Genomic DNA, 25,922 nt, shown 5'->3' on the forward strand with positions numbered 1-25,922 from the left:
GCCGGTCTGTGCAATAATTCGCAAATTACCTTTAGAAGACTTTATAAATTATTGTTTGTTTTATGAATTTGGTGTTCGTGAGATGCATGCAACGCTGAACAAGCGACTCAAGGAAGGGGCCTTTCTGCTGCTGTTGGCGATCGGTGTCTACTTCCTGATGGCGTTGTTCTCGTACTCCAAGGACGATCCCAGTTGGCTGTTCGAGAGCGGCAAGCAACACGCCGACAATGCGGGCGGTGTCGCCGGCGCCTGGGTGGCCAGCGTGTTGTTCCTGTTGTTCGGCAAGGTCGCCTACCTGTTCCCGGTGATGATCGCCTGGGGCGGCTGGGTCATGTTCCGTGAGCGCGACGAGGAAGAGCACAGCGTCTATCTACGGGTCGCGCGTTGGGTCGGCTTCGTACTGACCGTGCTGAGCGCGACCGCGTTGGCATCAATGCACTTTGGATTCAGCGATGAGCTGCCTCGCGGGCCGGGTGGCATCACCGGCGACCTGATCGGTTCGTCGGGTCAGGCCGTGTTGAACCAGGCCGGCGCCAGTCTGCTGTTGCTGGCCTTGTTGCTGACCGGTTTCACGTTGTTCACCGGCGTGTCGTGGTTGGGCGTCATGGATGGTTTGGGCGGCTTCATTCTCAATGCGTGGCGACAGGCGACCATGTTGATCGGCAGTGCTGCCGAGCGGCGCGAAGCCAACAAGATGAAGCAGGAACGCCAGGAGGTGTTCAAGAAAGAGCAGGAACGCACCCGCGACAAACCGCCGCCGATCATCGAGAAGAAAGAGCCGACCATCAAGTCGAGCGTGCGGGTCGAGAAGGAACGCCAGATGACCTTGCTCGAACCCGAACCGAATACCGAACTACCGCCGTTGAGCCTGCTCGATCCGCCGCAGCACAGCGGCAAGGGTCTGTCGACCGAGGCGTTGCAGGCTTTGTCGGGTCAGGTCGAGCGCAAGCTGGCCGACTTCGGTATTACCGCCGAAGTTACCGCGGTGCATCCCGGCCCGGTCGTTACCTTGTTCGAGCTGTTGCTCGCAGCCGGCACTAAGGTCAGCAAGGTTACCAACCTGTCGAAAGACCTGGCACGTGCACTGTCGACCGTCTCGGTGCGCGTGGTCGAGGTGATTCCGGGCAAGTCGGTGATCGGCCTGGAGATTCCGAACGAACACCGCGAGATGGTCTACCTCAGTGAAACCCTGCGCTCGGAGGCCTATGACCGTTCCAAGTCGCCACTGACGCTGGCGCTGGGCAAGGACATTGTCGGCGAGCCGGTGGTTGCCGATCTGGCCAAGATGCCGCACGCGTTGATCGCCGGTACCACGGGTTCGGGTAAATCGGTCGCGGTCAACGCGATGATTCTCAGCCTGTTGTACAAGGCGACCGCAGAAGACATCCGCATGATCATGATCGATCCCAAGATGCTGGAGCTGTCGGTCTACGAAGGTATCCCGCACCTGTTGACGCCGGTCGTGACCGACATGAAAGAGGCGGCGAACGCGCTGCGCTGGTGTGTCGCCGAGATGGAACGGCGCTATCGCCTGATGGCCTCGCTCGGCGTGCGCAACATCGCCGGCTACAACAAGAAGGTCAAAGAGGCGGCCAAGGCCGGCGAACCGATCAAAGACCCTTTGTTCAAACCCGAGCCCGATCCGATCACCGGCGATCTGCCGGAGATACCCGATCTGCATCCGATGCCGTACATCGTCGTTGTCGTCGATGAGTTCGCCGACATGATGATGGTCGTTGGCAAGAAGGTCGAAGAACTGATCGCACGCCTCGCGCAGAAGGCGCGCGCCGCCGGTGTTCACCTGTTGCTGGCAACGCAGCGTCCGTCGGTCGACGTCATCACCGGTCTGATCAAGGCGAACATCCCGACGCGTATCGCTTTCCAGGTCTCGTCGCGTGTCGATTCGCGCACTATTCTCGATCAGATGGGCGCCGAGGCATTGTTGGGGCACGGCGACATGCTGTACCTGCCGCCGGGCACCAGTTTCCCGCAGCGTACGCACGGTGCTTTCGTCGACGATCACGAGGTGCACCGCGTGGTCAGTCACCTGAAGCAGAGCGGGCAGCCTAACTATGTCGACGAAATTCTGCAGGAACCTACCGAGGCGATACCGGGTCTATCTGCCGAGGCTTCCGGTGTCGATACAGAGGATCAGGATCCGTTGTTCGACGATGCCGTGAAGGTAGTTACCGAAACGCGACGTGCGTCCGTTTCGGGCGTGCAGCGTCGGTTGAAGATCGGATACAACCGCGCGGCGCGCTTGGTCGAAGAAATGGAACGGATCGGTATCGTCAGCACCGCCGATGAGCGCGGTAACCGCGAAGTGCTGGCGCCACCACCGGTAACGGACTGATGAAATTCAAGATACTCGTGGCGGCAGGCTTGTACCTGTTGCATTCGCTCGCGATAGCGGGCCCGGCGCGCGATGCGCTGGACAACTTCATGCAGGGCCTGTCGACGCTGCAGGCCAAGTTCGAACAATCGGTGCTCGATACCGAGCAGGCGACGACCGGCCAGATGCACGGCCTGTTTCTGCTCGAACGTCCCGGTCATTTTCGCTGGGACTATGTCTCACCGAACAAGCAGGTGATCCTCGCCGATGGGCGTGACGTCTGGGTTATCGAAGAAGAGCTCAAGCAGGTCACCCGCCATTATCAGGACTGGGCACTAAAAGGTACGCCGGCGGCGTTTCTCGCCAACGAGCGTTCAGTGGACGATGACTTCGAGGTCGTCGATATCGGCGAACGGCGTGGCCTTCAGTGGTTGGAACTGATTCCGCGCGACAAGGAAAGCGATTTCGTGCGTGTGTTGCTGGCGTTCGAGGGTAATGAGTTGCGCCTGCTCGAGCTGTACGACAACTACGGCCAGATCTCACGCTTCCGCTTCTTCGATGTGCAGCGCAATGTCCCGATCGATCCCCAACTGTTTGTATACCAGGGTCACGACGACTGGGATGTGTTGCAGGGCGATCGGTAGTCGGGCCAAGGCGCCCGGGATCTGATTAGCCGGCGTCTGCGCGGCCAGCTCATGCCGCGCAGACCGGTCGTGTCATCAAGCGGCCGATGCGTCTTTGTACTCGGCACCATCGATCATCACTTTGGCGACCGTCGTGTAGGTGACGGTCCATGCCTCTTTGACTTCCGGCGTGAACGCATCGCCGAGACCCTGCTCGAGCGTCCACAGGAAGGCATCGCCCACCTTGTCGTAGTCTTCGGCTTTCACGCCGTAGTCGACGTGTGCCTTGCCGGATTGCTTCAACGGCTCGATCAATGATTCGAGATTATCGAGGCCGTTGACGGCGGTGTTGAGCATGGCCATCAGCTTGCGGCCCTGTTCTTTCATGTCGCCTTTGAAATACGGCTTCACTTCCGGATATTTCTCGAACAGTCGGCCGTAGAACAATTCTGCGGCCTGTTCTTTGATCGGCAGAACCTTGATCCACGAATCTTTGACGAGTTGTTTCTGTTGCGGGGTCATGAATTTTACTCCTGGTGCTTCACGTAATATTCGGCCAGGGTCGCCATGTAGTCGACGGCCAGGCGGACTTCTTCATCGGTCAGTTTGTCGTTGCCGCCGCGTGGCGGCATGTACGTATAGTCGGGACCGTAAAAACCTTCTATAGCGTGTTGGTACAGCGTGGCCCGGTCTTGGGCGAGGCGAGGACGCCATGCGTCCGGTTCCATCGGGATCGGCGCGCCGGCGATGCCATAGCCGTGGCAGCCTTCACACGTTCCCAACCAGATGGTGCGTCCCTGCACCAAGGCTTTGTCCTCGAACTGCCGGTACGCCGGGTTGTCGCCCGCGATAGCTGAAGACATCAGCATCGATAACAACAAGATCAGGCGACCTTGCACGGGATCAGCCTTCAACCGGGATGCGGATAACGACACCACCCATCACGTCACCGAGTTTGAAATCACGGCGCGGCGTATCTTTGTGGTCGTTGTGGCAAGAGACGCAGACCGGTGCGACTGCCGTGTCGGCGTAGACAGCGGTGAAGTACTTGGTGCCGCCGAGCTCTTCCACGGTGTAGTAGTTCTGGCCCTTGTTATCGGCAACGAATTTCAGACCGGCTTTTTCGGCCTCGGTCTTGGGTGCGTTCTGCTTGTTCACCGGCCACATGGACTGCAGCGAGTAGCTGAATTTCACATCCGGCAGCTTCTCGGCGCGCTTGGCAACCAGCTCTGAACCGAAGCGGAACATCTGGGCGGGCAGCACCAGTGCCTTCTCATCTTCGAAGTGTTCACTGGCGGTGATCACTTTCTCTTTCTTGGCGAGTCGGTTGACGATCTTCTGCGTGTATACGGTGCGGTCAGAGTCCATAACCAGGTGCAGGGCATCGGCCATGGTCTTCGGAGAGATCATCGGCTTGTCGGCAACGTCCTCGGCAACGCTAACGCCGGTCGCGGTGGCGACTGCGCCGAGCAAGGTGAGAGCGATCATGTTTTTGCGGCTGTGTTGTTTCATTACTTTACCTTCTGACTACGAATGTTCCGGAGAACGAAATGCCGGTCTTCGCCGGCGTTGGGATTCATTGCGCGGCCTCGGCTTTTTCGCGCAGATAGCGTTCCTGGTCGGCGCGTGCGAGATCGAGCGATTCGACATGTCTGCTCGGTCGGCCCGTGAAGTTGTTGTCGATCAGCGATTGATCGGCCAGCGCATCGATCGAAAAGCCCAGGCCATGACAATGCAGGCAGGCTGGGCGGATCATCTTGCTGTTGGGTGACAGCGTCGCGCTCTGGTTGTGATCGACGAGCTTGCGACTCATCCAGTCGTTGACGTCGAAATCGATGCGCGGCATGTGGCACGTTGCACATGACACGCCGGTGCCGGCATCCGCCTTGCCGCCGACTTCGGCCTGCCACAGTTCGGCATGTGGCGATGCCTCGTAGGCCACGGAGTGCTCATCGTTGTGACAGGCGAGGCAGGCATCCACCGCCGCGTAGGCGGCGTCGAAGCGGTGGCCGCCATGGCAGCTGTTGCAGGTCAGTTCGGCATGTGCTGCCTTGTCGTTCATCGGCAGGCGTGCCATGTCGGGACGCATCGGTGAAAGGTCGGCGGCCAGGCGCATACCGTGCTTGCCGAGCTTGAAGCGCGCGACTTCGTGGTTGTGGCAGCTGTTGCAGCCCTCGACACCCGGTTTGTCGACCCAGGCGGTCAGCTCGCCCTGCGCATCGCGCGGCTGATGGCAGGCACTGCAATTGACGCCGGCCTTGGCATGCGCCGTCTCCAACCAGTCGCGATCGATCTCTTCGTCGGCTGCGAACTCGGGCGGCGCGTCTTTGTCGGCCAGGGTGAGCGGTTCGACCGGATAGTGGTCGCGTGGGTACTCCATGATCTCGTCGATGACCGAGCCGAACTCACGCAGCGGTACCTTGGGCTTGTCGCTCAAGTCGGCGTCGTCCATATGCTTGACGAGAAAGTCGGTATACAGGGCGCGATTGTTGTGAAAGTTGTGGCAGCCTGAATTGGCACAGGTATCGAATGCCATGCCGACATGCGATGGTCGGTTTTCGCCGACATCCACGTGGCAGTGGTAGCAGACATCGACAGGCTGCGTAACGCCATTCTTGCGCGTGATCTCCGGCCGGTGTTCGACGTGACAGCTCACGCATTGCAGGGCATTGATCTTTTCCAGGCGGTCAGCATTGCGCGGGTCTTTAAACTTGGTGCGGGGATGTGAATCGTGCGGTTTGACGCGTTCCTCACCGTGACAATCGATACAAGCCTGCTGCAGCACCTCGCCACCACCGAGCGGATCGGTATGGCAGCTGTCGCAGGCGTCGGCGAGTTGGTGATGGCCGTTGCTCAGCGGTCCCGGCATGAACACGGTTTTGTCACCTGCCTCGAACATCACGTAACCGAACGCGCCGGCCGCACCGAGACTGGCGACAATCCATAGCAACCACAGCTTCATCGTTGACTTCTTCGCCATGTCTGCGCCGCTCAGTACCAGTACGTCTTGAAGATGTGCCAGCCGAGCAATGCCGGTACGGGCCAGAACAACAGGATGTGAAACCACACACTCTGTCGGCGCAGACGGGTCGCGATCGCGCCGCCGATACGGTGTTCAAGTGCGATGACGCCGCTGGAGAAGCCCCCCAGCAGCAGCATCAGGCTGAAGCTCGCCATCAGCAGAAAGTTCAGGCCGTTACCCAAACGCAGGCCGGTGTGTGCGAGCAGCGTGACCACCACCAGCAGACCCAGCACGATATGGGCGAGGCGCCAGCCATCGAACTTGCCGAGGCGGTTGAGCACGGGGGTGCGTTTGCGCAGCGAAACCAGCAAGCCGATGACGAACAGGCCGAGAATCGTAAAGCCGGTGATCTGTTTGAGCAGGCCGTCGCGCCACAGCACGTCCCAGTGCCACGCGTGCTGCACTGAATCGGCATAGGGGATGGCTGGCGCGAACAGCATCAGCAGTGCACCGATCAACGCGATGGTGCCGGAGACGAGCAGGGTGCGCGATAACGCGACGGGCTTGAGTGCGCCGCCGCCGATGAGATCGTTGACCAGCGGCTTGCATGAGCCGCAGACCGAGCTGGCGCCAGTGGCCTTGCAGACCGCTTCTGTGGTGCAGGCCCCCTTGGCGATGGCGTCGCTCAAGGTGCCGCGCGTGACGTTGGTGCATTGGCACACGATGGTTGTTGCCGGCCAGGCAGCGACGCTCTGGCTGTCTTCGGCCGGCCAGATGAAACCGGTGCGCAGAAAACGCATGATCTGCCAGGGCCAGATGACAGCGGTTCGACCGATGAAGGTCTGCAGCCGGACGGTTTCGTTCCAGTCGCCGATGCCGATCGCGCCGATCAGTCGATGTTGCTTGACCAGAATCTTGCGGTAGATGCCTTTGTCGTCATCACGGTACACATAGGCCTTGCCGTTGTGCCGGTTCTCGCCGGCGCCCATCGGTCCCATGCTGAACACCTGGGTACCGACCACCTTGAGGCGCGAAGCAGCGACCGAACCGGCGTAGTGACTTTCGATGCCGGCGATATCGGCGGCGGCAACGGCGGCCTGTTCCAGGCCCGGTGCGACCAGGCCGTAGACCTCGCCGCGGTGTTCGGCGCATTCACCGACGGCATAGATATCGTCGTCGGAGGTGCGCATACGGTCATCGACCTGGATGCCGCGACCGAACTTGAGATGGAACTCCTTCGCCAAGCCGATATTGGGGCGGATGCCGGTCGCGACGACGATCGTGTCGCACTTGATCGTCAGGCCGGAGCGCAGTTGAACACCGGTGACACGTTCGCCACCCAGCACCTCGGCGACGCCGTCGCCGATGACGACCCGAACGCCCAGCGATTCCACGTCGTGTTGCAGTTCGGCAGCGCCGTCTTCGTCGAGCTGGTGACCGAGCAGGCGGTCTGCATGTTCGACGACCGTTACCTGCGTGTTGGCGCGTTGCATACCGCGCGCCGCTTCCAGACCGAGCAAACCGCCGCCGAGAACCACGGTGTGGTGGCTGCGGACCCGGCGAGCCAGCAGCTTGTTGGTGTCGTCGAGATCGCGGAAGGTGAACACGCCGCTCTTGTCGATGCCTGGGATATTCGGCACAAATGGTGACGACCCCGTCGCCAGGATCAATCTGGAATACGGTTGTACCTGGCCGCTGTTGTCGGTGATCCGCTTGTGGTCGCGATCGATCGATTCGACCCGGTAGCCGATGCGTTCTTCGAAGCATGCGCCGAGCGGCGGATCAAGCGGTTGTGCCAGACCTTGCCAGTCGACCTCGCCGGCGAGCCAGGATGACAAACGGACGCGGTTGTAGGGTTCGTGTTGTTCGTCGCCGTAGATGATGACGGACTGCCCGGGCAGCCGCTGCAGCAACTCGCGAGCCACGCGCATACCGACCGGGCCGTTGCCGACGACCACGATGGGGGCGACCGGTGCCGATGCTTCGGCTGCCTGCGAGGGGCTCAGCGCTTCTGCGACCTGGCTCATGTGACTGCTCAAACTTCCACTACTGGCAAACATCAATGGGGCAAGCAACGGAAACGGCGAACAACAAAAAAGGCACCGATGCAATCTGCGGTTACGCAGATGCAAGGGCGCCTTTGCCTAATGACCAACGTTGGTCAACCAGATTGTGTTCGCCGCAGCAACGTTGCTGCTTGCTGTCTAACGAAATAGCAAATGCGGTGCCAGAACTTAAGATACGGATTAAATCGTCTGTTGTTCAACGGTTTAGCTTTGGCGAGACGGTTCGCCCAGATGCGAACTACATTGCAAATTGAGCTAAGTCAGTGCACGTGATTTCGCCTTGGGCCCTCAAACAGTGCGCCTGTGCGGCGCGATCGCGTGGTGGCAGGCGCAATTGTGGCGCATCGAATACATGGGCACGGATACAATAGCGCGCTATGTACGCAGACGATTTATTCGACGACCCGGACCGTGCACTGCAGGGGCGCCCGCTGGCCGACCGTATGCGCCCGGCGACATTGCAGGAATACATGGGGCAGGAGCACCTGCTGGGTGAGGGCAAGGCATTGCGCCGTGCGATCGAGACCGGGCGTTTGCATTCGATGATCTTTTGGGGACCACCCGGTACCGGCAAGACGACGCTTGCGCGTCTGTTGGCGGGTCGATCCGGCTATGCATTCGAAACCCTGTCGGCTGTGCTGGCGGGTGTGAAAGACATTCGCGCTGCCGTCGATAAGGCGCGCCAGATACGGGCGCAGAGCGGCAAGGGAACCGTGCTATTCATCGATGAGGTGCACCGCTTCAACAAGAGTCAACAGGACGCGTTTCTGCCGCACGTCGAAGACGGCACGCTGTTGTTCGTCGGCGCGACCACCGAGAACCCATCGTTCGAGTTGAACAATGCGCTGTTATCACGTGCGCGTGTCTACGTGCTCAAGTCGTTGCAGCGTGACGCGATCGAGGCGTTGCTGAATCGGGCCCTCAACGACACCGAGCGCGGGCTGGGTGAGCTGAAACTGAAGATCAGCGACACTGCGATGCAACTGCTGGCCGATGCCGCAGACGGCGACGCCAGACGTGCAATCAACCTGCTGGAGATTGCTGCGGATCTGGCAACGGACGGCCGAATCGACGACGAAGCCGTCGGCGAAGTGGTTGCGGGGCAGGTCCGGCGCTTCGATAAAGGTGGCGAGGCGTTCTATGACCAGATATCCGCCTTGCACAAATCCGTACGCGGCTCATCGCCCGACGGTGCGTTGTACTGGTTGTGTCGCATGCTCGATGGCGGTTGCGATGCTTTATATATCGCACGCCGGGTCGTGCGCATGGCATCCGAAGACATCGGCAACGCCGACCCGCGCGGCCTGGAACTCGCACTGAACGCCTGGCAGGTTCAGGAGCGTCTCGGCAGTCCTGAGGGGGAACTGGCAATCGCCCAGGCAGTCGCTTACCTCGCCTGCGCCGCCAAGAGCAACGCGGTGTACAGCGCCTTCAACGAGGCGATGGCCGCTGCCAAGCAGTCGGGTTCGCTGGAAGTACCGATCCACCTGCGCAACGCACCGACGCGTTTGATGAAAGAACTGGGCTACGGCAAAGCCTACCGCTACGCCCACGATGAACCTGGGGCCTATGCCGCCGGTGAGACTTATCTGCCCGACGAACTCGCCGCGCGTCGCTTCTATCATCCGGTCGACCGCGGTCTCGAAATCAAGATCGGCGAAAAACTCGATCAATTGCGCGCGTTGGATGAGAAGGCGGGCAAATCGCCGTCCGACGGTTGACCGCCGAGGCCCCCTGTAGCCGGATGAAGGGTTCAAGTAGAATGCCGGGTTTCGATGATCGAGCGCCGATTTGATCCAGACATTCGCGATTGCTGCCGGCGGTGCCATGGGCGCGTTAATGCGCTTTTGGATGTCCGGCGCCGTGTATGCGTGGCTGGGGCGCGGTTTTCCGTACGGCACGTTGGCGGTCAACGTGGTCGGCTCGCTGGTCATGGGGTTTCTGTACATCGTGCTGATCGAGCGCTCGGCGCTCGGCGCCGAGTGGCGGGCATTTGCCCTGGTCGGTTTCCTGGGGGCTTTCACCACCTTCTCGACCTTTTCGATCGAGACGCTGAACCTGATCGAGCAGGCCGACTATGTCAAAGCGGCGTTGAATATGCTGATCAGCGTGGTCGCCTGCGTGGGCGCCGCATTTCTGGGCGTAATGCTTGCGAGGCAACTATGAAACAGATCGACGTCACCATGGTGCGCGTGTATTGCAGCGAGAAGGATCGCCAGCATCAAAAGATCATCGACCTGCTGCACAAAGAGCATCGCGTGGCAGGCGTGACCGCATTTCGCGGGATCGCCGGTTTCGGCCGCTCCGGCCAGTTGCACGAAGCAGGACTGCTCGATGTGTCGCTGGATCTGCCGGTGATCGTCGAATTTTTCGACCGGCCGGAAAAGGTCGTCGACGTATTGAGAGCCGTTAAAGAAATGGTAGGCCCGGGGCATGTGGTTTCCTGGTCTGCACGAGCCAATTTGGACTGAGAGACATGCTGGACCCGAAATTACTGCGAACCGAACTCGACAACGTAGCGCGTCAGCTCGCGCGACGCGGTTTCGAACTGGACACCACACGGATTGCCGAGTTCGAAGCGAAGCGCAAGGCCTTGCAGGTCGACACCCAGGACCTGCAAAACGAGCGCAACACCAAGTCGAAATCGATCGGTAAGGCGAAAGCGGCGGGCGAGGACATTCAGCCGCTGCTCGATGAGGTCGCGACGCTCGGCGATCGGCTGAAAGCTGCCAACGATGCGTTGAACGACGTGCAGGAGCAGTTGCGCGACATCGCCTTGAGCACGCCCAACCTGCCGCACGAGAGCGTGCCCGAAGGCAAGGACGAAGACGATAACCGCGAGGAGCGTCGTTGGGGCGAGCCGGCCGCGTTCGATTTCGAACCGAAAGACCATGTCGATCTCGGTGCCGGGCTCGACATGCTGGACTTCGACGTAGCGGCCAAGCTGACTGGCTCGCGTTTCGCGGTGATGAGCGGATCGCTGGCGCGGCTGCATCGCGCGCTGACCCAGTTCATGCTCGATGTACACACCACCGAACATGGCTACACCGAGGCCTATGTGCCCTACATGGTCAATGCCGACAGTCTTTTCGGCACCGGCCAGCTGCCCAAGTTTGCCGAAGACCTGTTCCGCCTCGAGAACACCGACTACTACCTGATTCCGACGGCCGAGGTGCCGCTGACCAACATCGTGCGTGACGCGATCGTTGAAGACAGCTATATGCCCCGCCGTTACGTGGCGCATACCCCGTGTTTCCGCTCGGAAGCCGGCGCCTACGGCAAGGACACCCGCGGCATGATCCGTCAGCACCAGTTTGACAAGGTCGAGTTGGTGCACGTGGTGCGTCCCGAAGAATCGTTCGAAGCGCTCGAAGCGCTGACCGGCCATGCCGAGGCCATCCTGCAGAAACTGGGCTTGCCGTATCGCGTGGTTACGTTGTGCACCGGCGATATGGGATTCTCGGCAACCAAGACTTACGACATCGAGGTGTGGCTGCCCGGCCAGGACAAGTACCGCGAGATCTCGTCGTGTTCGAATATGGGCGATTTCCAGGCGCGGCGCATGCAGGCGCGTTGGCGCAATCCCGAGACCGGCAAGCCCGAACTAGTGCACACGCTCAACGGCTCGGGTCTGGCCGTCGGCCGTACGCTGGTCGCGGTGCTCGAGAACTACCAGCAGGCCGATGGCAGTGTGCGGGTGCCGGATGTGCTGAAACCTTACATGGGCGGCGTTGAGGTGCTGGCGGTCGCCTGATCGGTCGCCTGCTCAGCGATCCGCGAACAGTTTGTGCGGGTTGGTGTGCCAGCTGTCGGATAGGGAAGGCATTCTGCGGCAGCCGAAATGGGCGAGGGCGCGTGCCTGTCTTACCAGTGAGCGGCGCTTGCTTTTATCGATGGGTTGGTCTCGGCCCATCTTGTAGCGTCGATAGGAGAAGGTGGGTTCCCGCCGGGCAACCCGCTGTCCCCAATATTGAAAAGGGCCCCTGATGGGACCCTTTTGAATATGGCGGAGGGGGTGGGATTATTCGCGCTGCGCGCTCACCCTTCGGGCCGCCGCCGCGGTGCGGCGACGTTCTTGCCGCCTTTGGCGGCTGCGTCGAACCAGATGGGTTCTCACCGGGCACCCGCCATCCCCAATATTAAAAAGGGCCTCAGATGAGACCCTTTTTAATATGGCGGAGGGGGTGGGATTGACTCGGACCTTCCCTGGTCCTCGCCCTGCGGGCGCCGCAAGCGGCGTCAAGAAGGCTTCCTGCCTTCTTGTTCGAACCGATGGGTTCTCATCGGGCAACCCGTTGTCCCCAATATTGAAAAGGGCCCCTAATGGGACCCTTTTCAATATGGCGGAGGGGGTGGGATTCGAACCCACGGTGGGCGTTAACCCACGACGGTTTTCAAGACCGTTGCATTCAACCGCTCTGCCACCCCTCCGGCGATCGAGCGAGGGGCCGAAGGATACCGTAATTTCCTTATAATACAACCGTCTTTTGCGACTTGAATTGCCTTTGGCTTAGCCCAAGCTATCCGGTATCCTGTCCGGAACCTTCGATCCAGGGTTGGGTCTGAAGATCAGAATTCAACGCATCAACTGCCTGGGAGGCAATTTGCAATGAACCGTTACGAGAATGTTGTCGCACATAGTGGCGGCCAGGTGGAAGCCACCAGCAACAAGGTACTCAAGAACACCTACCTGCTGCTGTCCGCCACCCTGGGATTCAGCGCGCTGATGGCGATGGTCTCAATGTACATCGGTGTGCCGCCGTTCACCTACCTGATCGCTGTGATTGTGGCGATGCTCATGGGTATCTTCGTTCTGCCGCGTACCGCCAATTCCGGCGCCGGCATCGGTGTGATCTTTGCGATCACCGGCCTGCTTGGATTCGGCCTGGGTGCGGTCCTCACGCTTTACCTTTCGTTGCCGAATGGCCCGCAGATCATCGCAACGGCTTTCGCCGGCACCGGCATCATCTTCCTCGGTCTGTCGGGTTACGCGCTGACCTCGAAGCGTGACTTCAGCTTCATGGGCGGCTTCCTGATGGCAGGCATGATCGTCGCGTTTCTCGCGATCATCGCCAACATCTTCCTGCAGATGCCGGCCCTGTCGCTGGCAATCTCGGCAGCCGTGATCATGCTGATGAGTGGTTTCATCCTGTTCGACACCAGCCGCATCATCCGCGGCGGTGAGACCAACTACATCATGGCGACCTACGGCCTGTACCTGAGTATCTTCAACATCTTCATTCATCTGTTGAACATCCTTGGGATCATGGGCGACGAATAAGGTCGGCCGGTAATACCTAGAAAAACCCCGGCCAGCGCGCCGGGGTTTTTTGTGCCCTTGAGTCAGGAACCCCCCTATGGATTGGATGCAGATTCTGGCAGTTGTTTTCGCTGTCATGATGCTTTTCGTGATGTGGCCGGCGTACAAGCATTGGTCGGCCAACAGCCCGAAGGCGGAAAAGGGTGATTGGCAGGCTGTGATTCTGCCGCTGGCGGCCGTAGCGGCGCTGGTCGCACTGCTCGTGATGTCGGTACGCTGAACGTTCGTTCATCGATTGATCGATCCTGGCAAACCGGCTGAACTCGGATACACGTAAGTCGGAGCCGCCAGTTCGATTGAATCGCAGATCCGGCCATGCTCACGCATGCGGCAAGGCGTGCTTCTTTGACTTACCAGTCCTACGTGCGGAAAACGGGCTACTCGGAATTCGTATGGCGACCACGATTCGCCGTTGGGCGGTGCGACTCGATCGAGCGGCTTAGGCATAGGACAAAAGCCTGGACACCATAGTGGAGCGTATTGCGCCCATATCGGCACGGTCGATAGGTCGAACACGCGATATCCAAGCGTTTTGACCGCAGGGTGTTCTCGGGTGTCGACGACACCGGCAATTCTTCCCGGACCGATGCGTGTAGACGAAACGGTTGGCGTCTGGCGACTCTTCTGCGCGATGCCTTCCACCTTTTCGTTCGAATGATCGCCGCTGCGCCAATGGCGAGCCCCACAAAGTTGCAGGTAAGGCGAGTTGCGACTCATCCCGAAATCGCTGTTTTAGGTTGGCCGCATGCCGGACAGCGATTGGCGATTCAGAAGGCGCGGAGGTATGCACCCAAGTGCTCACCCCAGGGTCTTCAAGGGTGCTTGCGACGAGGTACGCAAAAGGCTGCACACGGCCGCAAAGTACCTTGGCGTGCTAATATAAAAAAAGTAATAATCGCCCGGCTCAAAACTTCCGTTTATCTTCTGCCCATGATCCGCATATTGCTAGTCGACGATCACGACCTGTTTCGTGCAGGGGTGCGCAGCATCCTGCAGAACCAGGATGGCATGGTTGTCGTCGGCGAATACTCCAACGGTGAAGACGCCGTCAAGGCGGTTAGGGACGATCCGCCCGACCTGATCCTGATGGACGTGAACATGCCCGGTATCGGCGGTATCGAGGCGACGCGCAAGATCCTGCAGATTGCCGCCGGGGTGAAGGTGATTGCGGTCACCGTGTTAAGCGATGACCCTTTTCCGAACCAGCTGCTGGATGCCGGTGCGCGCGGCTACATCTCCAAGGGCAGCGGGTCTGAGGAGATGCTGGAGGCGATCCGGGTCGTGATGAAGGGGCAGCACTACATCTCGAGCGACGTTGCGCAGAAACTCACGCTGGCGAACTTCCGCAGCGGCGGTGAGTCGTCGCCGCTCAGCACCCTGTCGGCTCGCGAGATGCAGGTCATGATGATGATTACGCGCGGGCAGGGTACCCAACAGATATCGGATGCCTTGTTTCTCAGCCCTAAAACCGTCAGTACCTATCGACATCGTCTGTACGAAAAACTGGACGTCGCCAATGACGTCGAGTTGACGCATTTGGCGATCCGGCACGGTCTCCTCGACAGCTCCAACCAATGAGCCTGGCGATGTTCGATCCGGGCTGCCGGCGCTGTCCGCGGCTGGCGGGATTTCTTGATAGCGTCAAGGCCGATTATCCCGATTATCACTGTCGACCCGTGGCGCCGTTCGGCGCGAAACACCCGCGCGTGTTGGTGGTCGGCTTGGCGCCCGGGATGCATGGTGCCAACGCCACCGGCCGCCCGTTCACCGGCGACCATGCCGGCATACTGCTGTACCAGACACTGCACAAATTCGGGTTCGCCAATCGCGCGCAATCCGTGTCGGCCGACGACGGCCTGCGTCTCAAAAAATGCGCAATAACCAATGCGGTCAAGTGTCTGCCGCCGCAGAACAAGCCTGTCGGCAAAGAGATCAACACCTGTCGCGCCTTTCTGGCCGAGGAACTGCAGGCGCTCAAGGAAGGCAGCGTAGTGATCGCCCTGGGTTCGATCGCGCACAAGTCGATCGTGGCCGCATTGGGCGTCGCGCAGAAGGATGCGCCGTTTGCGCACGGCGCCGAACATCGGCTGCCGCGTGAGTTGACCTTGATCGATTCGTATCACTGCAGCCGCTACAACACACAGACCCGCCGATTGACGACGGAGATGTTCGAATCGGTTTTTGCGCGCGCCAAGGTGTTGGCCGGGTAAGTCTGCCAAAGCGATAAAGCGCGATTCAGCTGAACAGCCCTGCGGCGCACAGTAAACTAGGCGCGTGACTGACGATAGCGCCATCAAATTCGACCACAAGACCTTCCTGAGTAACCTGACCACGAGCCCGGGCGTCTACCGTATGCTGAACGCGGGCGACGAGATCATGTATGTCGGCAAGGCCAAGAACCTGCGCCGACGGGTCGGCAGCTATTTCACCCGCGCCAGCAATCGGCGTATCGCCAGCATGGTCAGTCAGATCCATCACATCGAGATCACGGCTACCCATACCGAAGCCGAAGCGCTGCTGCTTGAGAATAATCTGATCAAGGAGCACCGGCCGCGTTATAACGTGCTGCTACGTGACGACAAGAGCTATCCCTACCTGTTCCTGTCGGACGAAACATTCCCAAGGTTGGCTTTCCATCGCGGCGCACGCAAAGCCAAGGGGCGATATTTCGGCCCCTATCCGAGCGCCGGGGCCGTCAGGGATACGCTGAAGATGCTGCAGAAACTGTTCCCCGTGCGCCAGTGCGAAGACAGCTATTTCCGCAATCGTTCGAGACCTTGTCTGCAATACCAGATCGAGCGCTGCACCGCCCCTTGCGTCGATTTCGTGACCCCCGAGGCGTATGCCCAGGATGTCCGCGATACCGAACTGTTTCTCGAAGGCAAAGCCTCCGATGTCATCGAACGCTGGGTGTCCAAGATGGAACGGGCCGCAGAGGCTCTGGAGTTCGAGGAGGCTGCCCACCTGCGCGATCAGATCAGCAACCTGCGCAAGGTGCAGGAAAAGCAGTACGTCAGTGGCGAACGCGGCGATCTCGACATCGTGGCGGTCGCCAGTGATGGCGGCGTGGCCTGTGTCCAGCTGTTCTATGTTCGTCAGGGGCGAAACCTGGGCAACAAAGCCTTGTTTCCACGCACGGGCGACGGCGCCGATCCGGGTGAGATCGCATCGGCGTTTCTGGCGCAGCATTACCTGGGCAAAGCGGTCCCGCACGAGATCCTGGTAAACGTCGAGCCGGAAGATCGCGCGGTGCTGGAGGAATCGCTTAGCCTGCAGGCCGATCGCAAGGTGAGTATCCAATCCAAGCCTCGTGGCGAGCGCGCGCGATGGTTGAAGATGGCTGTTGACAATGCCGCGCTGGCCGTGGCCAGCCGCCTGGCCAGTGCCGGCGGTTCGCGTGCGCGCATGGATGCTCTGCAACAGGCCCTGGAACTGGACGAGCCGCCATCACGCATGGAATGTTTCGACATCAGTCACACCCAAGGCGATCAGACCGTTGCCTCGTGTGTGGTATTCGTTGATGGTGCGTCGAGCAAGAGCGACTATCGGCGCTTCAATATCCGTGGCATTACAGCGGGTGACGACTACGCCGCCATGCGCCAAGCGCTCGAACGCCGTTACCAGCGCATACTGAGCGGCGAGGGCAAGTTGCCCGACGTGCTGTTGATCGACGGCGGTTTGGGGCAGCTGTCGGCGGCTGCCGACATCCTTGGCGAGCTGGGTGTTGAAGGCCCGCTGCTGCTGGGCGTGGCGAAAGGGCCGGACCGCAGGCCCGGTATGGAACAGTTGTTCTTGTTGGGTCGAAAAGAGCCTCTTATACTGCCTGCTGATTCACCTGCGCTGCACCTGGTCCAACAGATCCGCGATGAAGCGCACCGATTTGCAATAACCGGTCACCGACAGCGTCGCGGCAAAGCCAAGACGCGATCGGTACTTGAAGATATTCAAGGCATCGGGCCGAAAAGGCGCGCGCGGCTGTTGAAACAGTTCGGTGGCCTGCAAGGCCTATCACGCGCCGGAATTGAAGATATAAGTACCGTCGAAGGCATCAGTGACAAGCTCGCACAGGAAATCTATGCGGCTTTTCACGGCGATAAATGAATCCGATCTACAACCTGCCGAACCTGCTGACCGTTCTGAGGATCGTCCTGATCCCGGTCTTCGTCGTTTTCTTCTACCTGCCGGTTGGTTGGTCACGCGAGGCGGCGACCGTGGTGTTCGTCCTGGCCGCTGCCACCGATTGGCTCGACGGCTATCTTGCACGGCGGATGCAGTTGGTTTCGGCCTTGGGTGCGTTCCTCGACCCGGTCGCCGACAAGCTGATGGTCGCCACGGCCCTGGTGCTGCTGGTGCAGGCCGATCCCCGCATCTCGCTGGCCGTTGCGGCGGCGGTGATCATCGGCCGCGAGATCGCCATTTCGGCGTTGCGCGAGTGGATGGCCGAGATCGGCAGCCGAACCAAGGTGGCGGTGTCTGAGATCGGCAAGTTCAAAACCGCGGCGCAGATGGCGGCGATCACCTTGCTGATCTATCGCGACGACCTGTGGAGCATCCCGATCTACACGGTAGGTTTGGTACTGATGTTCGTCGCGGTCGTGCTCACCTTGTGGTCGATGACCATGTACTTGCGCGCCGCCTGGCCGAGTTTGCGGGGGCCGTTATTGCCGGCGGATACCAGCGACGAATCTTAAGAAACATGCTTGACACATTGCGCCAAATGCCTAGAATACGGCGCTCGTTCGGCGGGAATAGCTCAGTTGGTAGAGCACAACCTTGCCAAGGTTGGGGTCGCGAGTTCGAGTCTCGTTTCCCGCTCCAGATTCTTGTAGGTGATTGATTTTTCTCTCGGTTGTACGCCGCCACGGCGAACCGTAACCCCTAATCAGGGTTGTGTTCGTTTCGTACAGGGAGATCTGACAATGCCTACCCTAAAAGACGTGGTTGCCGCCTTCGTGGCGGCGCGCGAATGCGACGTCTCCACGCTCTCACGGTTGGATTTCTGGGTGGCCGAACTCGGCCCCCGGGATCTGACTGAAATCACACCCGATGATGTTGATGCAGCAGTGGTGCACCTAGCTAGCCGGGGCCGATTACGCCCATTGCGCGGCCGTGCAACTGTCGCCACCGGCAAACCGCTGGCCGGCTCTACCATCAACCGCTATATCAGCCAACTCGGCAGCCTGTACAAGTATGCTCGGCGGCTGCGCCTGATCCCGCGCACCTACGTTTTTCCGACCGCCAATATCGAGAAATTGCCTGAGCCGGTCGATCCGGAAAGCTACCTGCGTCCTGAAGAGGTCCAGCGGATCCTGGCCGTCGCTCGGGTCCTCGATCGGCGCTGGGGCAAGCTGTCGGCGCTGGTCGTGCTGGCCTATCACACCGGTCTGCGCAAATCGAACCTCTTGAATCTCACGTGGGCCGATGTGGATCTAATCGCCGGCACCGCGACCGTCTCGCGCACCAAGAACGGCGAGCCGATCGTCGCGGCCTTATCGAAGCGGTCCGTGGCTGAGTTGAAGAAACTGCCGGGCAAGCAGCCTGACGAACTCATTTTTGCCGGCAGGACAGGGCGTCCCATGCATTTTCGGGCGCTTTGGAACAAGGTCGTTATCGAGGCAGGTCTGGCGGGGCGTAATTTCCACCAACTGCGCCACGGCTGCGGCCACGCGTTGGCGACCGCCGGCGTCAATCAGGCGCAAATCATGGCGCTGATGGGGCATAAGACGCTGTCGGCGTCTGCCCGCTACATGCACCACAACACGCGCGACAAGGCTGAGATTGTTGCCAAGGTGTTCGACCGTGAAGGATAGGGAGAACTCGCCGCTCATCAGTGCGGAAGGACGGAAAAGACTCCAAACCCTTCTCGGTGAATGTGCTGGAGAGTTCATCGTTGCGGCTGAAGATGCCGTGGATCTTTATTTCGCCCTTCGGGAAACATCGAAGAAACGACGAGAGGCTGCGCTATCAACGCCGAAGCAAGCCGAAACTGCTTTGAGCGACATTGCCGGATCGTCTGGGCGCCTGGCATCACAACTGAATCAGTTTACGCCGGCAGATTGGTCGCGGATTCGTGAACGTGCGTTTCTGCGCGATAGCGCCGCGCCGCTGTTGAGCGTTGATCTGTTGGAGATTGTCGTCTTACTGCAAGATCTGCAGTTTGCAGCTGCAGACGAGGCTGCAGCTGTTGGCCCGTTCGTTCGCAAAGGCCGTCAGGCGGGTTCGGAAGGCGTACTGTTTATCCGTCATCTTGCTGATCGTTGGTCGTGCGAAGGCAAGATAAGCCCCGCCAAGAAAGGCCAGTTTTATCGCGCTGTGCAGCTTGTTTGTGAATTCAGCCAAGTGCCGGTTAGCGATCCCACCGGATGGATCGAAAGCTACCTAGAACTACAGAATTAGTTCGATTAGCTGATTTCTAAGGTGCCGACTTAGCGTCGACACGCCATTACGCTCTAAGCATCGCCAAGTGGCGGCGAGCAACCGAGCGTACCATGAGCAAAAGCTATACACCCCTTGATTTCAAGAAACGTCGCGAATGGGTCATCGAAGACGGCGGCGAGCTATTCGGCACCGTCGGGTCGTTTGACTGGTTCGTACGACAGCATAGGCAAGAGCTTGTCGATTCTGGCGAACTGATCATTCGGCGCGGGCCTGGTGGGTCGTTGGTTGGCCCCGGGTTCGGCGATGTCGCGATCGGTATCCTTCAGCGAGAGGCACGCCGAATTGCCGATGTTCATGCCGTATGAGCGACGGACTCCCACCTGACGTCCTCAAGTTTCAGCGTCGAACAACGAAACAGCCGGCTGATATTTCAGCGGACGAGGATCTTTCAGTTCGCTTGGAACGTTCGCGTCGTGAACTGTTTCGGCTCACTGACTGCGTCGAGAAGTATGAGCGCGAACTGCAGACCGCAGATGTGCTCTTTGACTTCCGAATAGCTCAAGTTCGATTACTCGAAGAGTGGAACGATCTTAAGACGAAGCTAAGCACGCTCAACCGCGACGAAGGTGGTATGACATGAACGAGCTTCAGGATCATCACGGTCCCGTGAGCGGCTACCGGCGAGGCATCAAAGACGCTTCGCGGCCGAAGGCTTACCAAGCGGTAGGCTGTGTGCTTGGCGTTCTCTGAGTTGCAGTGATGGCGGCAAGAGACAAGAAAAGATCGGCCGAGTCGGACCTTGAGGAGATGCGAACCGCAGCTCTGGACGGGCTGGCGCTAGCAGCAAAATCGATTGTCGAACTGGGGTCGCTGTTCAGAGCTATCGAGCGCATTGTGCCCGATGACGACGTTGCTATTTCCGGCCTGGCGCAACTGGGGTCACGTCTCGTCGATCGCTGGGAAATTTCGATGACTAGCGAGCTCGACTCGCTTACCGAGAAGTTGGCGGACATCGGTAGCAAGAGCCAGCTACGTTTGCGTATCCAAGAGCGGCAGTCCCCGGGTGATGCTTTGGAAAGGCGAATTCGCGAATGGTTGGAGCACACTCAAGATGAGTTCGTAACAGCGGGGGATATTCTTCAACACGTTCTCGATAGCGAGCATCGTCCCAATCAGAAGATTTTTCAGAGCAGGGTCAGCGTGATCATGGGTGCGCTAGGCTGGCGTAAAGATCGCAAGACCGTCGGCGGCAAGCGCGTTCACGGTTACCTGCGGCCGCAGGCTCCACAAACGAAAACCAACGACGATGGGATGCGATCTTGATGTTTGATCAGCACTCCATTGGCCAACGTGCCCAACCTACCGTAATGGGGTTGGGCACCATTTTCGCTAGATATAACAGGCGCTTAGGGCGAATGCCTAACGTGCCCAACCTTTCGCGCGCGTGGGCGCGCAGGCGCGCACATGTGCGGGCGCGCACGTACACGCGCGTACGCGCGCGCGCGAATACGTTGGGCACGTTAGGCATAGGTGGTAATTCACTTCCAGATCATAGAGTTACCCATACCCAACGTAGCCAAAACAGGTTGGGCAGGTTGGGCAGGTGGACCTGGCCACAATCCGTCGACGGTTTGCTGGTTCAGTGGTACAGCGATTCGGGCCGAGCGCCGGTGTATGGACAGGTTCGCCGCTGCGGGTCCTTCCCCAAAGCGTTGCATGCGGGTAATTCGCACCGCATGTTTTCTGCAGACGCGAGCCCTCTTAGGGGGGTTATGCCTCTCGCCGCTTTAAGTCGTTTTATCGGAATCGCTATGAACCTTGACCAGCCGGTTACGCGGACAGCATTCGCTGAGCTCGTCGGGATTTCGCAGCCGGCCGTTTCGAAACACATCGCGCAAGGCACGCTCGTTGATGGCGCACCTTTGCGCGCTTGGTTGTTGGCGTACTGTGGAAAGTTGCGCGCCGAAGCCTTCGGCGAAAACAGCGGAGAGAGCCTGGCGCCGCCGCGCGCGAAAACGCGCGAGCCGAGTATCAAAGCCGGCATGCGCACATTGAGAGTCGTTGCCGACATTCCACAGCTTGCTGATTGGGGCGTGGCAGATACCAAGCAACGCAGTGGTTTGTCGATCATGTTCCGCGCGCCTTCGGCACCACGCGAGGCGATTGCCATGTCATTGCCTCTTGACTTAGTAACTGTCGCCCCTATATTTGCGAGTGAGCAGTTTGTTCGTCGTTGCCCTTCGAACAGATATGGCCGGGTAAGAAAGCCCGGCCGGCGACAGTTTGAACATGTGAGCCTAGCTTGTGTTGGCGCGATCCCTGTCAGGGCATCGAGTAACACAAGCGAAGACACCAAGGCGGTGTCAGGAATGCGAAACAAGTGCGTAAGCCACCAGTAGTGGCATGCGCGGGTTCGTGTCCCTGGCACCGCCTTTTGCGTTGCAGGGACTTGATGAAGGTGTCTCTGTGAAGCTGGAAACAAGAAAATTCGCCGTAGAGAGGAAAGGGGAGGCAAAAGCCCTCGTCTTCCATGCGTCGATCTCGTCAGAGTATCCCGTGCTCCGCCATTGGGGCTGGGAGATTCTCAGCCATGACGCGGCTGCGGTCGATCTGTCGCGCGCGGCGGATGGTCTGCCGTTGCTTGCGAACCACAACCACCATGAGCCTGTCGGCATGGCGGAAAATTTACGCCTGGTCAACGGCAAGCTCCGAGCAAACCTACGCTTCTTCTCGACATCGAAAGGCCGTGAGTACAGCACGATGGTGTCTGAAGGCCTGCGTGGCGTTTCCCTTAGTTACGAGATTAACGACATGGTGAATGATGGCGATCGCGATGGCGATCCCGTCTACCGCGTCACCCGCTTTACCCCTTATGAAGTTTCTATCGCGCCAGTAGCCGCCGACCCTACTGTTGGTGTCGGGCGCTCGCGGTCGACTCTTCGCCTAAACAAATCACGAGTAATGAGTATGACCACTGAACACGACGAACATGATCAAGCGAACAGCAGTGAGATCCGCGCTGAGCGCGCGCGGGCCACGGAAATGATACGGATCGGAAATCAGTACGGGCAGGCCGACCTGGCCGAAAGATTCATCCAGCAAGGCAGGTCGGTCGACGACCTAATGGACGTAGTGAAGACAATTGCTTCACAGGCGCCTGCAATGCGCGAGCAGGAAAGCCGCGACTATGGTTCGCTCAACGTCAACACGGGGGGAATGAGTGCAGCCTTGTGTTTGAGCTCTCGCGACCTTGATGGCTACAGCCTGGTGCGTGCAATTCGGGCGTCAATGGACCCAAAGTACATGCGAGAAGCTGGGTTTGAAATGGAAGTCAGCCAAGCGTTGGCTTCGCAGACAGGTCGCCGCTCGAAGGGTCTACTTGTACCTCTTGACGCCTTGCACGTCCGATCGGTTCAGAAGTTGGGAACCGGTGGTGAGCTGGTGCCGACTGAGCACATGGGGTCAGCATTTGTCGATGTGCTGCGAGCCCGCTCTTTTGTGATGAATATGTCAACTGTTCTGCAAGGGCTATCGGGTGACGTCACTATTCCGCGAAAGGCGTCGAGTGCCGCTCCTTACTGGATTGCTGGCGATGATGCAGATGCCTTGACCGATAGCGATCCAACGTTCGATCAGATTGCGCTCACTCCGCATACGGTCGGTGCTTTGACACGCTTTTCGCACAAGATGCTTGTTCAGAGTTCTCCCGACATCGAGATGCTGGTGCGAATGGATCTGGCTGACACGGTGGCAGTCGGTGTCGACTTGGAAGTGCTACAAGGCGGTGGCACCGCAAACAAGCCGAAAGGCCTGCTTCCGGCTACACCGGGGTCGTTCACATATGCAAATGGCGCAACGCCAGACAATGTGGATATTGTTGGTCTTGAGGGCGCCTTGGCCGCATCTAACGCGGATATGGGTAACCTGGCCTATCTGACGACTCCGCAGTTGGCAATGGCCTTGAAGACGACCGACGTCGGGACTGACACCGGTCGCTTCGTGTGGTCGTCCGGTCGTGAGCGTGGGCAGGGCTCGATGAATGGGCTACCTGCTTTCTACACCAGCAACATGCCGGCTGGTTACGTGATGTTGGCCAATTGGCGGGATGTGTTGGTCGGCTTGTGGGGAATGCTTGAGATCGACGTCAATCCCTATGGGACGAACTTCGCCAAAGGTTCCGTCGAAGTTCGGGCGTTGATGGATGTCGATGTTGCCTTACGGCATGCCGAATCCGTTGTCGAGATTCACGAGGCTGCGTCGTGATGTGACTGCAAAGCGGTGAAGTTTGTCGTGTGAGCCTCCCTTGAAACGACAAGCTAACCGCCGGGCCTGGTTCTTGGGCAAGCCTATGAGCCGGGGACGCCCATCCCGACGCTGTTGCGAGCAGTGATACTGGGCTTCCCCAAATAACTTTCGATTCGCCTTCGAGTACTGCTTGGATTTGTCGGAAAGCGGTTAAGGCAAGACAGCAATGCACCGGTGGGTAAGAAAGGCGGGCACAGGGCCCGCCAATCCCCTAGCCGTTAACGGCTAGGCCAACTCCGGCAGTGTTGGCATACTGTTTCGAACCGGCCCAGCCGGAAGCGAACATACGCCCTCACAGTCACGGACTTGGGGTAGATGCAAGTACAAGTTGTCATCGTTACCTCCTGTTTTCAAAAGAAAAACACGTTCGTGATATCTAAGGGCGATATAGACTTACCGGTCCAGATAAACTAATATCTAGGTGCGCAGCCGGTAAGTGGCAGAGGGACGCCCTCACCACCATGCCAACGCTGTAGCCAGCAATAATTGGATCTGCATGCGGCCTCGCCAAAGACCGTTTATTCGTGAAGATCCCTGAATCAAGTGTCTACTCGATTCGGATACGCTGGCTAAAAGGTGAGTGACTTATCACCTCGGCCCCGTGGATTGCTCGAAATCTCCGGGGCCTTTCTATTTTTGCCCTTGCGACCGGTGAGGCGGTCACTCGCGCTGTGCTTTCGCAAGGGCAGGCGCTCTTCTCATCGATTTCGCTCCTGCATGCGCTTGATATACAGATCAAGCATTGAAGACATCATTTGCCAATCAGAATCGTCCAGCCCTTTGGGTACAGAAATCGTCGCCGAGTCTTTTCCTGGTATAGGGATCACGAAAGACTCGATATTTTCATTTCTGGACTGAGTGTTTTCGTTGCCTCCTTCATTTGGGCTGACCGCTTTTGTTTTGTTTTCGCCAGTATTCGCTGGCGGCGCAGAAGGGCTAACTTTCTCTAACTTCAGCACCCCGTTGTCTCGATTAATGAGTCCAGACAGCTGCAGGTAATCGAGCAACATGATTAGCTGGCTTTTGTGAGCGGGGCTTGCTCCGCTGATATCAGCGAACAGCGCAATTGCCTCATCTTCATTCACAGATCTCAGCTGCAGCCGCGGAATGAGAGCCTTGGCAAACCAAGTTTCTTTGATAATCGGCGCGAGTTTCTCGCCGCAGTCATCTGAGTTCCATTGAGCGCGTTCGGAGTACGCGACAACTTCTGGAGAAGGTACGAATTTGTGGCCGTGTTTAACAATCAGGCCGGTGTCGGTGAAGAACGGGTTGCACATCGAGACAGTGTTCGGATGCAAATCCCGAATGCTAGCGACGTCCTGAATGCCCACGGCGCTTCGGTCATCACCGCTGGCGATCGCGAAAGCGCGTAGCAATTCAAACTGATTGACCGTTGAAACCCGCTGCGCCGGTAGAACCTTTCGAGGTTTCTTCACACGCGAGCTCTTGCTGGCGTCCTGTGCTGCTGTGCCAGTCTGTTCGGCGTTTCCACCTACAGAGTGCGACTCGAGGTCGTCAGCTACGTTCGACTCGGAGGGATCATCTGCCATGACGGCCACCCATTTTTTCTAAACCTGTTGTGAAATATACGCGATGATGCGCGGCTGTCAACCGTGTTCCACGTGAAACCTCGCCAATGGCGTACAAATCTAATCTGTTGACAATAAAAAATAGGAAAAACAATGAATAACGAATTTTCCTTGCCGGCCAATTATTCGCCATCAAGTAATAAATTACGCGTTTTTGCTGTGTTGCGTCGTGTAAAAAAGGACGTTTTCGAGGCGGCTTTTCGGATGAACTCTTTGGCTTGGCTTGATGTGAGACCAGCGATCCAATGTCTGCAGAGTACGGCGGAAGAGGGGGGTGATAAGCGGCTGTTTGTAAATTAAACAAATAAAAACAGTATGTTATGGAGATGCGCTCTGGTGCTTTTGGT

The 25,922-nt window shown here is 58.8% G+C and carries 26 protein-coding genes, 2 tRNA genes and 1 other RNA gene; 21 read left to right on the forward strand and 8 right to left on the reverse strand.

Translation table 11 applies throughout. The features are described from left to right. Positions 1–82 precede the first annotated feature (82 nt). On the forward strand, positions 83–2,353 hold the full coding sequence (locus tag B1781_RS10305) for a DNA translocase FtsK (protein ID WP_078122003.1): 2,271 nt from the start codon (positions 83–85) through the stop codon (positions 2,351–2,353). Continuing rightward, positions 2,353–2,976, forward strand: coding sequence for a LolA family protein (locus B1781_RS10310; RefSeq protein WP_078119595.1), 624 nt, complete (start codon positions 2,353–2,355; stop codon positions 2,974–2,976). The genes B1781_RS10305 and B1781_RS10310 overlap by 1 nt, the downstream gene beginning before the upstream one ends. 75 nt (positions 2,977–3,051) lie before the next feature. Here the strand turns inward: B1781_RS10310 and B1781_RS10315 are convergent, their stop codons facing one another. The 5 genes from B1781_RS10315 to B1781_RS10335 form a co-directional block, all read right to left on the reverse strand. Then, the gene (locus B1781_RS10315) at positions 3,052–3,477 is read right to left on the reverse strand and encodes a globin family protein (RefSeq protein WP_078119596.1); all 426 of its coding nucleotides are present in this window, start codon (positions 3,475–3,477) and stop codon (positions 3,052–3,054) included. A gap of 5 nt (positions 3,478–3,482) precedes the next feature. Beyond that, positions 3,483–3,818: a c-type cytochrome gene (locus B1781_RS10320; RefSeq protein WP_164513332.1), complete on the reverse strand. Its 336-nt coding sequence runs from the start codon at positions 3,816–3,818 to the stop codon at positions 3,483–3,485. 40 nt (positions 3,819–3,858) lie between these two features. After that, complete coding sequence (locus B1781_RS10325) at positions 3,859–4,467, reverse strand: Tll0287-like domain-containing protein (RefSeq protein WP_078119598.1); 609 nt, start codon at positions 4,465–4,467, stop codon at positions 3,859–3,861. 64 nt (positions 4,468–4,531) lie between these two features. Next, positions 4,532–5,935 (reverse strand): cytochrome c3 family protein, encoded by a 1,404-nt coding sequence (locus B1781_RS10330; RefSeq protein ID WP_078119599.1) that lies wholly within the window; start codon positions 5,933–5,935, stop codon positions 4,532–4,534. An 11-nt stretch (positions 5,936–5,946) separates the two neighbouring features. Next, positions 5,947–7,944 (reverse strand): FAD-dependent oxidoreductase, encoded by a 1,998-nt coding sequence (locus B1781_RS10335; RefSeq protein WP_164513333.1) that lies wholly within the window; start codon positions 7,942–7,944, stop codon positions 5,947–5,949. A 416-nt stretch (positions 7,945–8,360) separates the two neighbouring features. Here B1781_RS10335 and B1781_RS10340 point away from each other — a divergent pair, with 416 nt between their 5' ends. The 4 genes from B1781_RS10340 to serS all read left to right on the forward strand — a co-directional run bounded on the left by B1781_RS10340 (position 8,361) and on the right by serS (position 11,737). After that, on the forward strand, positions 8,361–9,704 hold the full coding sequence (locus tag B1781_RS10340) for a replication-associated recombination protein A (RefSeq protein WP_078119601.1): 1,344 nt from the start codon (positions 8,361–8,363) through the stop codon (positions 9,702–9,704). A gap of 70 nt (positions 9,705–9,774) precedes the next feature. Continuing rightward, the gene (gene crcB / locus B1781_RS10345; protein ID WP_174575405.1) at positions 9,775–10,149 is read left to right on the forward strand and encodes a fluoride efflux transporter CrcB; all 375 of its coding nucleotides are present in this window, start codon (positions 9,775–9,777) and stop codon (positions 10,147–10,149) included. Further along, complete coding sequence (locus B1781_RS10350) at positions 10,146–10,454, forward strand: DUF190 domain-containing protein (RefSeq protein ID WP_078119602.1); 309 nt, start codon at positions 10,146–10,148, stop codon at positions 10,452–10,454. Before crcB ends, B1781_RS10350 begins: the two co-directional genes overlap by 4 nt. Positions 10,455–10,459: 5 nt before the next feature. Next, positions 10,460–11,737 (forward strand): serine--tRNA ligase, encoded by a 1,278-nt coding sequence (serS, locus tag B1781_RS10355; protein WP_078119603.1) that lies wholly within the window; start codon positions 10,460–10,462, stop codon positions 11,735–11,737. A 250-nt stretch (positions 11,738–11,987) separates the two neighbouring features. Here the strand turns inward: serS and B1781_RS10360 are convergent. Both B1781_RS10360 and B1781_RS10365 read right to left on the reverse strand, forming a co-directional pair. Beyond that, a non-coding RNA gene (locus B1781_RS10360) (RtT sRNA) lies at positions 11,988–12,123 on the reverse strand. 201 nt (positions 12,124–12,324) lie between these two features. Continuing rightward, a tRNA-Ser gene (locus B1781_RS10365) sits at positions 12,325–12,414 on the reverse strand. Between the two features lie 178 nt (positions 12,415–12,592). Between B1781_RS10365 and B1781_RS10370 the strand changes: the two genes are divergently transcribed. The 14 genes from B1781_RS10370 to B1781_RS10435 all read left to right on the forward strand — a co-directional run bounded on the left by B1781_RS10370 (position 12,593) and on the right by B1781_RS10435 (position 23,944). Continuing rightward, entirely contained in the window at positions 12,593–13,264 is a 672-nt protein-coding gene (locus B1781_RS10370; RefSeq protein WP_078119604.1) for a Bax inhibitor-1/YccA family protein, read from the forward strand. Between the two features lie 76 nt (positions 13,265–13,340). After that, complete coding sequence (locus tag B1781_RS10375) at positions 13,341–13,523, forward strand: hypothetical protein (RefSeq protein ID WP_078119605.1); 183 nt, start codon at positions 13,341–13,343, stop codon at positions 13,521–13,523. Between the two features lie 710 nt (positions 13,524–14,233). Beyond that, the gene (uvrY, locus tag B1781_RS10380; RefSeq protein WP_078119606.1) at positions 14,234–14,881 is read left to right on the forward strand and encodes a UvrY/SirA/GacA family response regulator transcription factor; all 648 of its coding nucleotides are present in this window, start codon (positions 14,234–14,236) and stop codon (positions 14,879–14,881) included. Continuing rightward, positions 14,878–15,513 carry a uracil-DNA glycosylase gene (locus B1781_RS10385; RefSeq protein WP_334223957.1) on the forward strand — a complete coding sequence of 212 codons (636 nt, stop codon included), beginning with the start codon at positions 14,878–14,880 and terminating at the stop codon, positions 15,511–15,513. The genes uvrY and B1781_RS10385 overlap by 4 nt, the downstream gene beginning before the upstream one ends. Positions 15,514–15,577: 64 nt before the next feature. Then, positions 15,578–17,404: an excinuclease ABC subunit UvrC gene (uvrC, locus tag B1781_RS10390; RefSeq protein ID WP_078119607.1), complete on the forward strand. Its 1,827-nt coding sequence runs from the start codon at positions 15,578–15,580 to the stop codon at positions 17,402–17,404. Between the two features lie 5 nt (positions 17,405–17,409). Further along, positions 17,410–17,994 carry a CDP-diacylglycerol--glycerol-3-phosphate 3-phosphatidyltransferase gene (gene pgsA, locus B1781_RS10395; protein WP_078122006.1) on the forward strand — a complete coding sequence of 195 codons (585 nt, stop codon included), beginning with the start codon at positions 17,410–17,412 and terminating at the stop codon, positions 17,992–17,994. A 51-nt stretch (positions 17,995–18,045) separates the two neighbouring features. Further along, positions 18,046–18,121: transfer RNA gene (locus B1781_RS10400), tRNA-Gly, on the forward strand. A gap of 101 nt (positions 18,122–18,222) precedes the next feature. After that, positions 18,223–19,113 carry a tyrosine-type recombinase/integrase gene (locus B1781_RS10405; protein WP_078119608.1) on the forward strand — a complete coding sequence of 297 codons (891 nt, stop codon included), beginning with the start codon at positions 18,223–18,225 and terminating at the stop codon, positions 19,111–19,113. Further along, the gene (locus tag B1781_RS10410; RefSeq protein ID WP_125932015.1) at positions 19,103–19,699 is read left to right on the forward strand and encodes a hypothetical protein; all 597 of its coding nucleotides are present in this window, start codon (positions 19,103–19,105) and stop codon (positions 19,697–19,699) included. The genes B1781_RS10405 and B1781_RS10410 overlap by 11 nt, the downstream gene beginning before the upstream one ends. 92 nt (positions 19,700–19,791) lie before the next feature. Further along, on the forward strand, positions 19,792–20,046 hold the full coding sequence (locus tag B1781_RS10415; RefSeq protein WP_078119610.1) for a hypothetical protein: 255 nt from the start codon (positions 19,792–19,794) through the stop codon (positions 20,044–20,046). Next, positions 20,043–20,321: a hypothetical protein gene (locus B1781_RS10420; protein ID WP_078119611.1), complete on the forward strand. Its 279-nt coding sequence runs from the start codon at positions 20,043–20,045 to the stop codon at positions 20,319–20,321. The genes B1781_RS10415 and B1781_RS10420 overlap by 4 nt, the downstream gene beginning before the upstream one ends. A gap of 119 nt (positions 20,322–20,440) precedes the next feature. Beyond that, positions 20,441–21,004, forward strand: a complete 564-nt coding sequence (locus tag B1781_RS10425) for a hypothetical protein (protein WP_078119612.1) — start codon at positions 20,441–20,443, stop codon at positions 21,002–21,004. Positions 21,005–21,492: 488 nt separating this feature from the next. Then, complete coding sequence (locus tag B1781_RS10430) at positions 21,493–22,080, forward strand: hypothetical protein (protein ID WP_125932016.1); 588 nt, start codon at positions 21,493–21,495, stop codon at positions 22,078–22,080. Positions 22,081–22,084: 4 nt separating this feature from the next. Then, positions 22,085–23,944, forward strand: coding sequence for a phage major capsid protein (locus B1781_RS10435; RefSeq protein ID WP_078119614.1), 1,860 nt, complete (start codon positions 22,085–22,087; stop codon positions 23,942–23,944). A gap of 740 nt (positions 23,945–24,684) precedes the next feature. Here the strand turns inward: B1781_RS10435 and B1781_RS10440 are convergent. Next, complete coding sequence (locus B1781_RS10440; RefSeq protein WP_078119615.1) at positions 24,685–25,536, reverse strand: hypothetical protein; 852 nt, start codon at positions 25,534–25,536, stop codon at positions 24,685–24,687. Between the two features lie 132 nt (positions 25,537–25,668). Here B1781_RS10440 and B1781_RS22940 point away from each other — a divergent pair, with 132 nt between their 5' ends. After that, on the forward strand, positions 25,669–25,875 hold the full coding sequence (locus B1781_RS22940; protein ID WP_125932017.1) for a hypothetical protein: 207 nt from the start codon (positions 25,669–25,671) through the stop codon (positions 25,873–25,875). Positions 25,876–25,922: the final 47 nt, after the last annotated feature.

Origin of the sequence: Thiosocius teredinicola (genome assembly GCF_002009425.1) — a bacterium.
Classification (GTDB): domain Bacteria; phylum Pseudomonadota; class Gammaproteobacteria; order Chromatiales; family Chromatiaceae; genus Thiosocius; species Thiosocius teredinicola.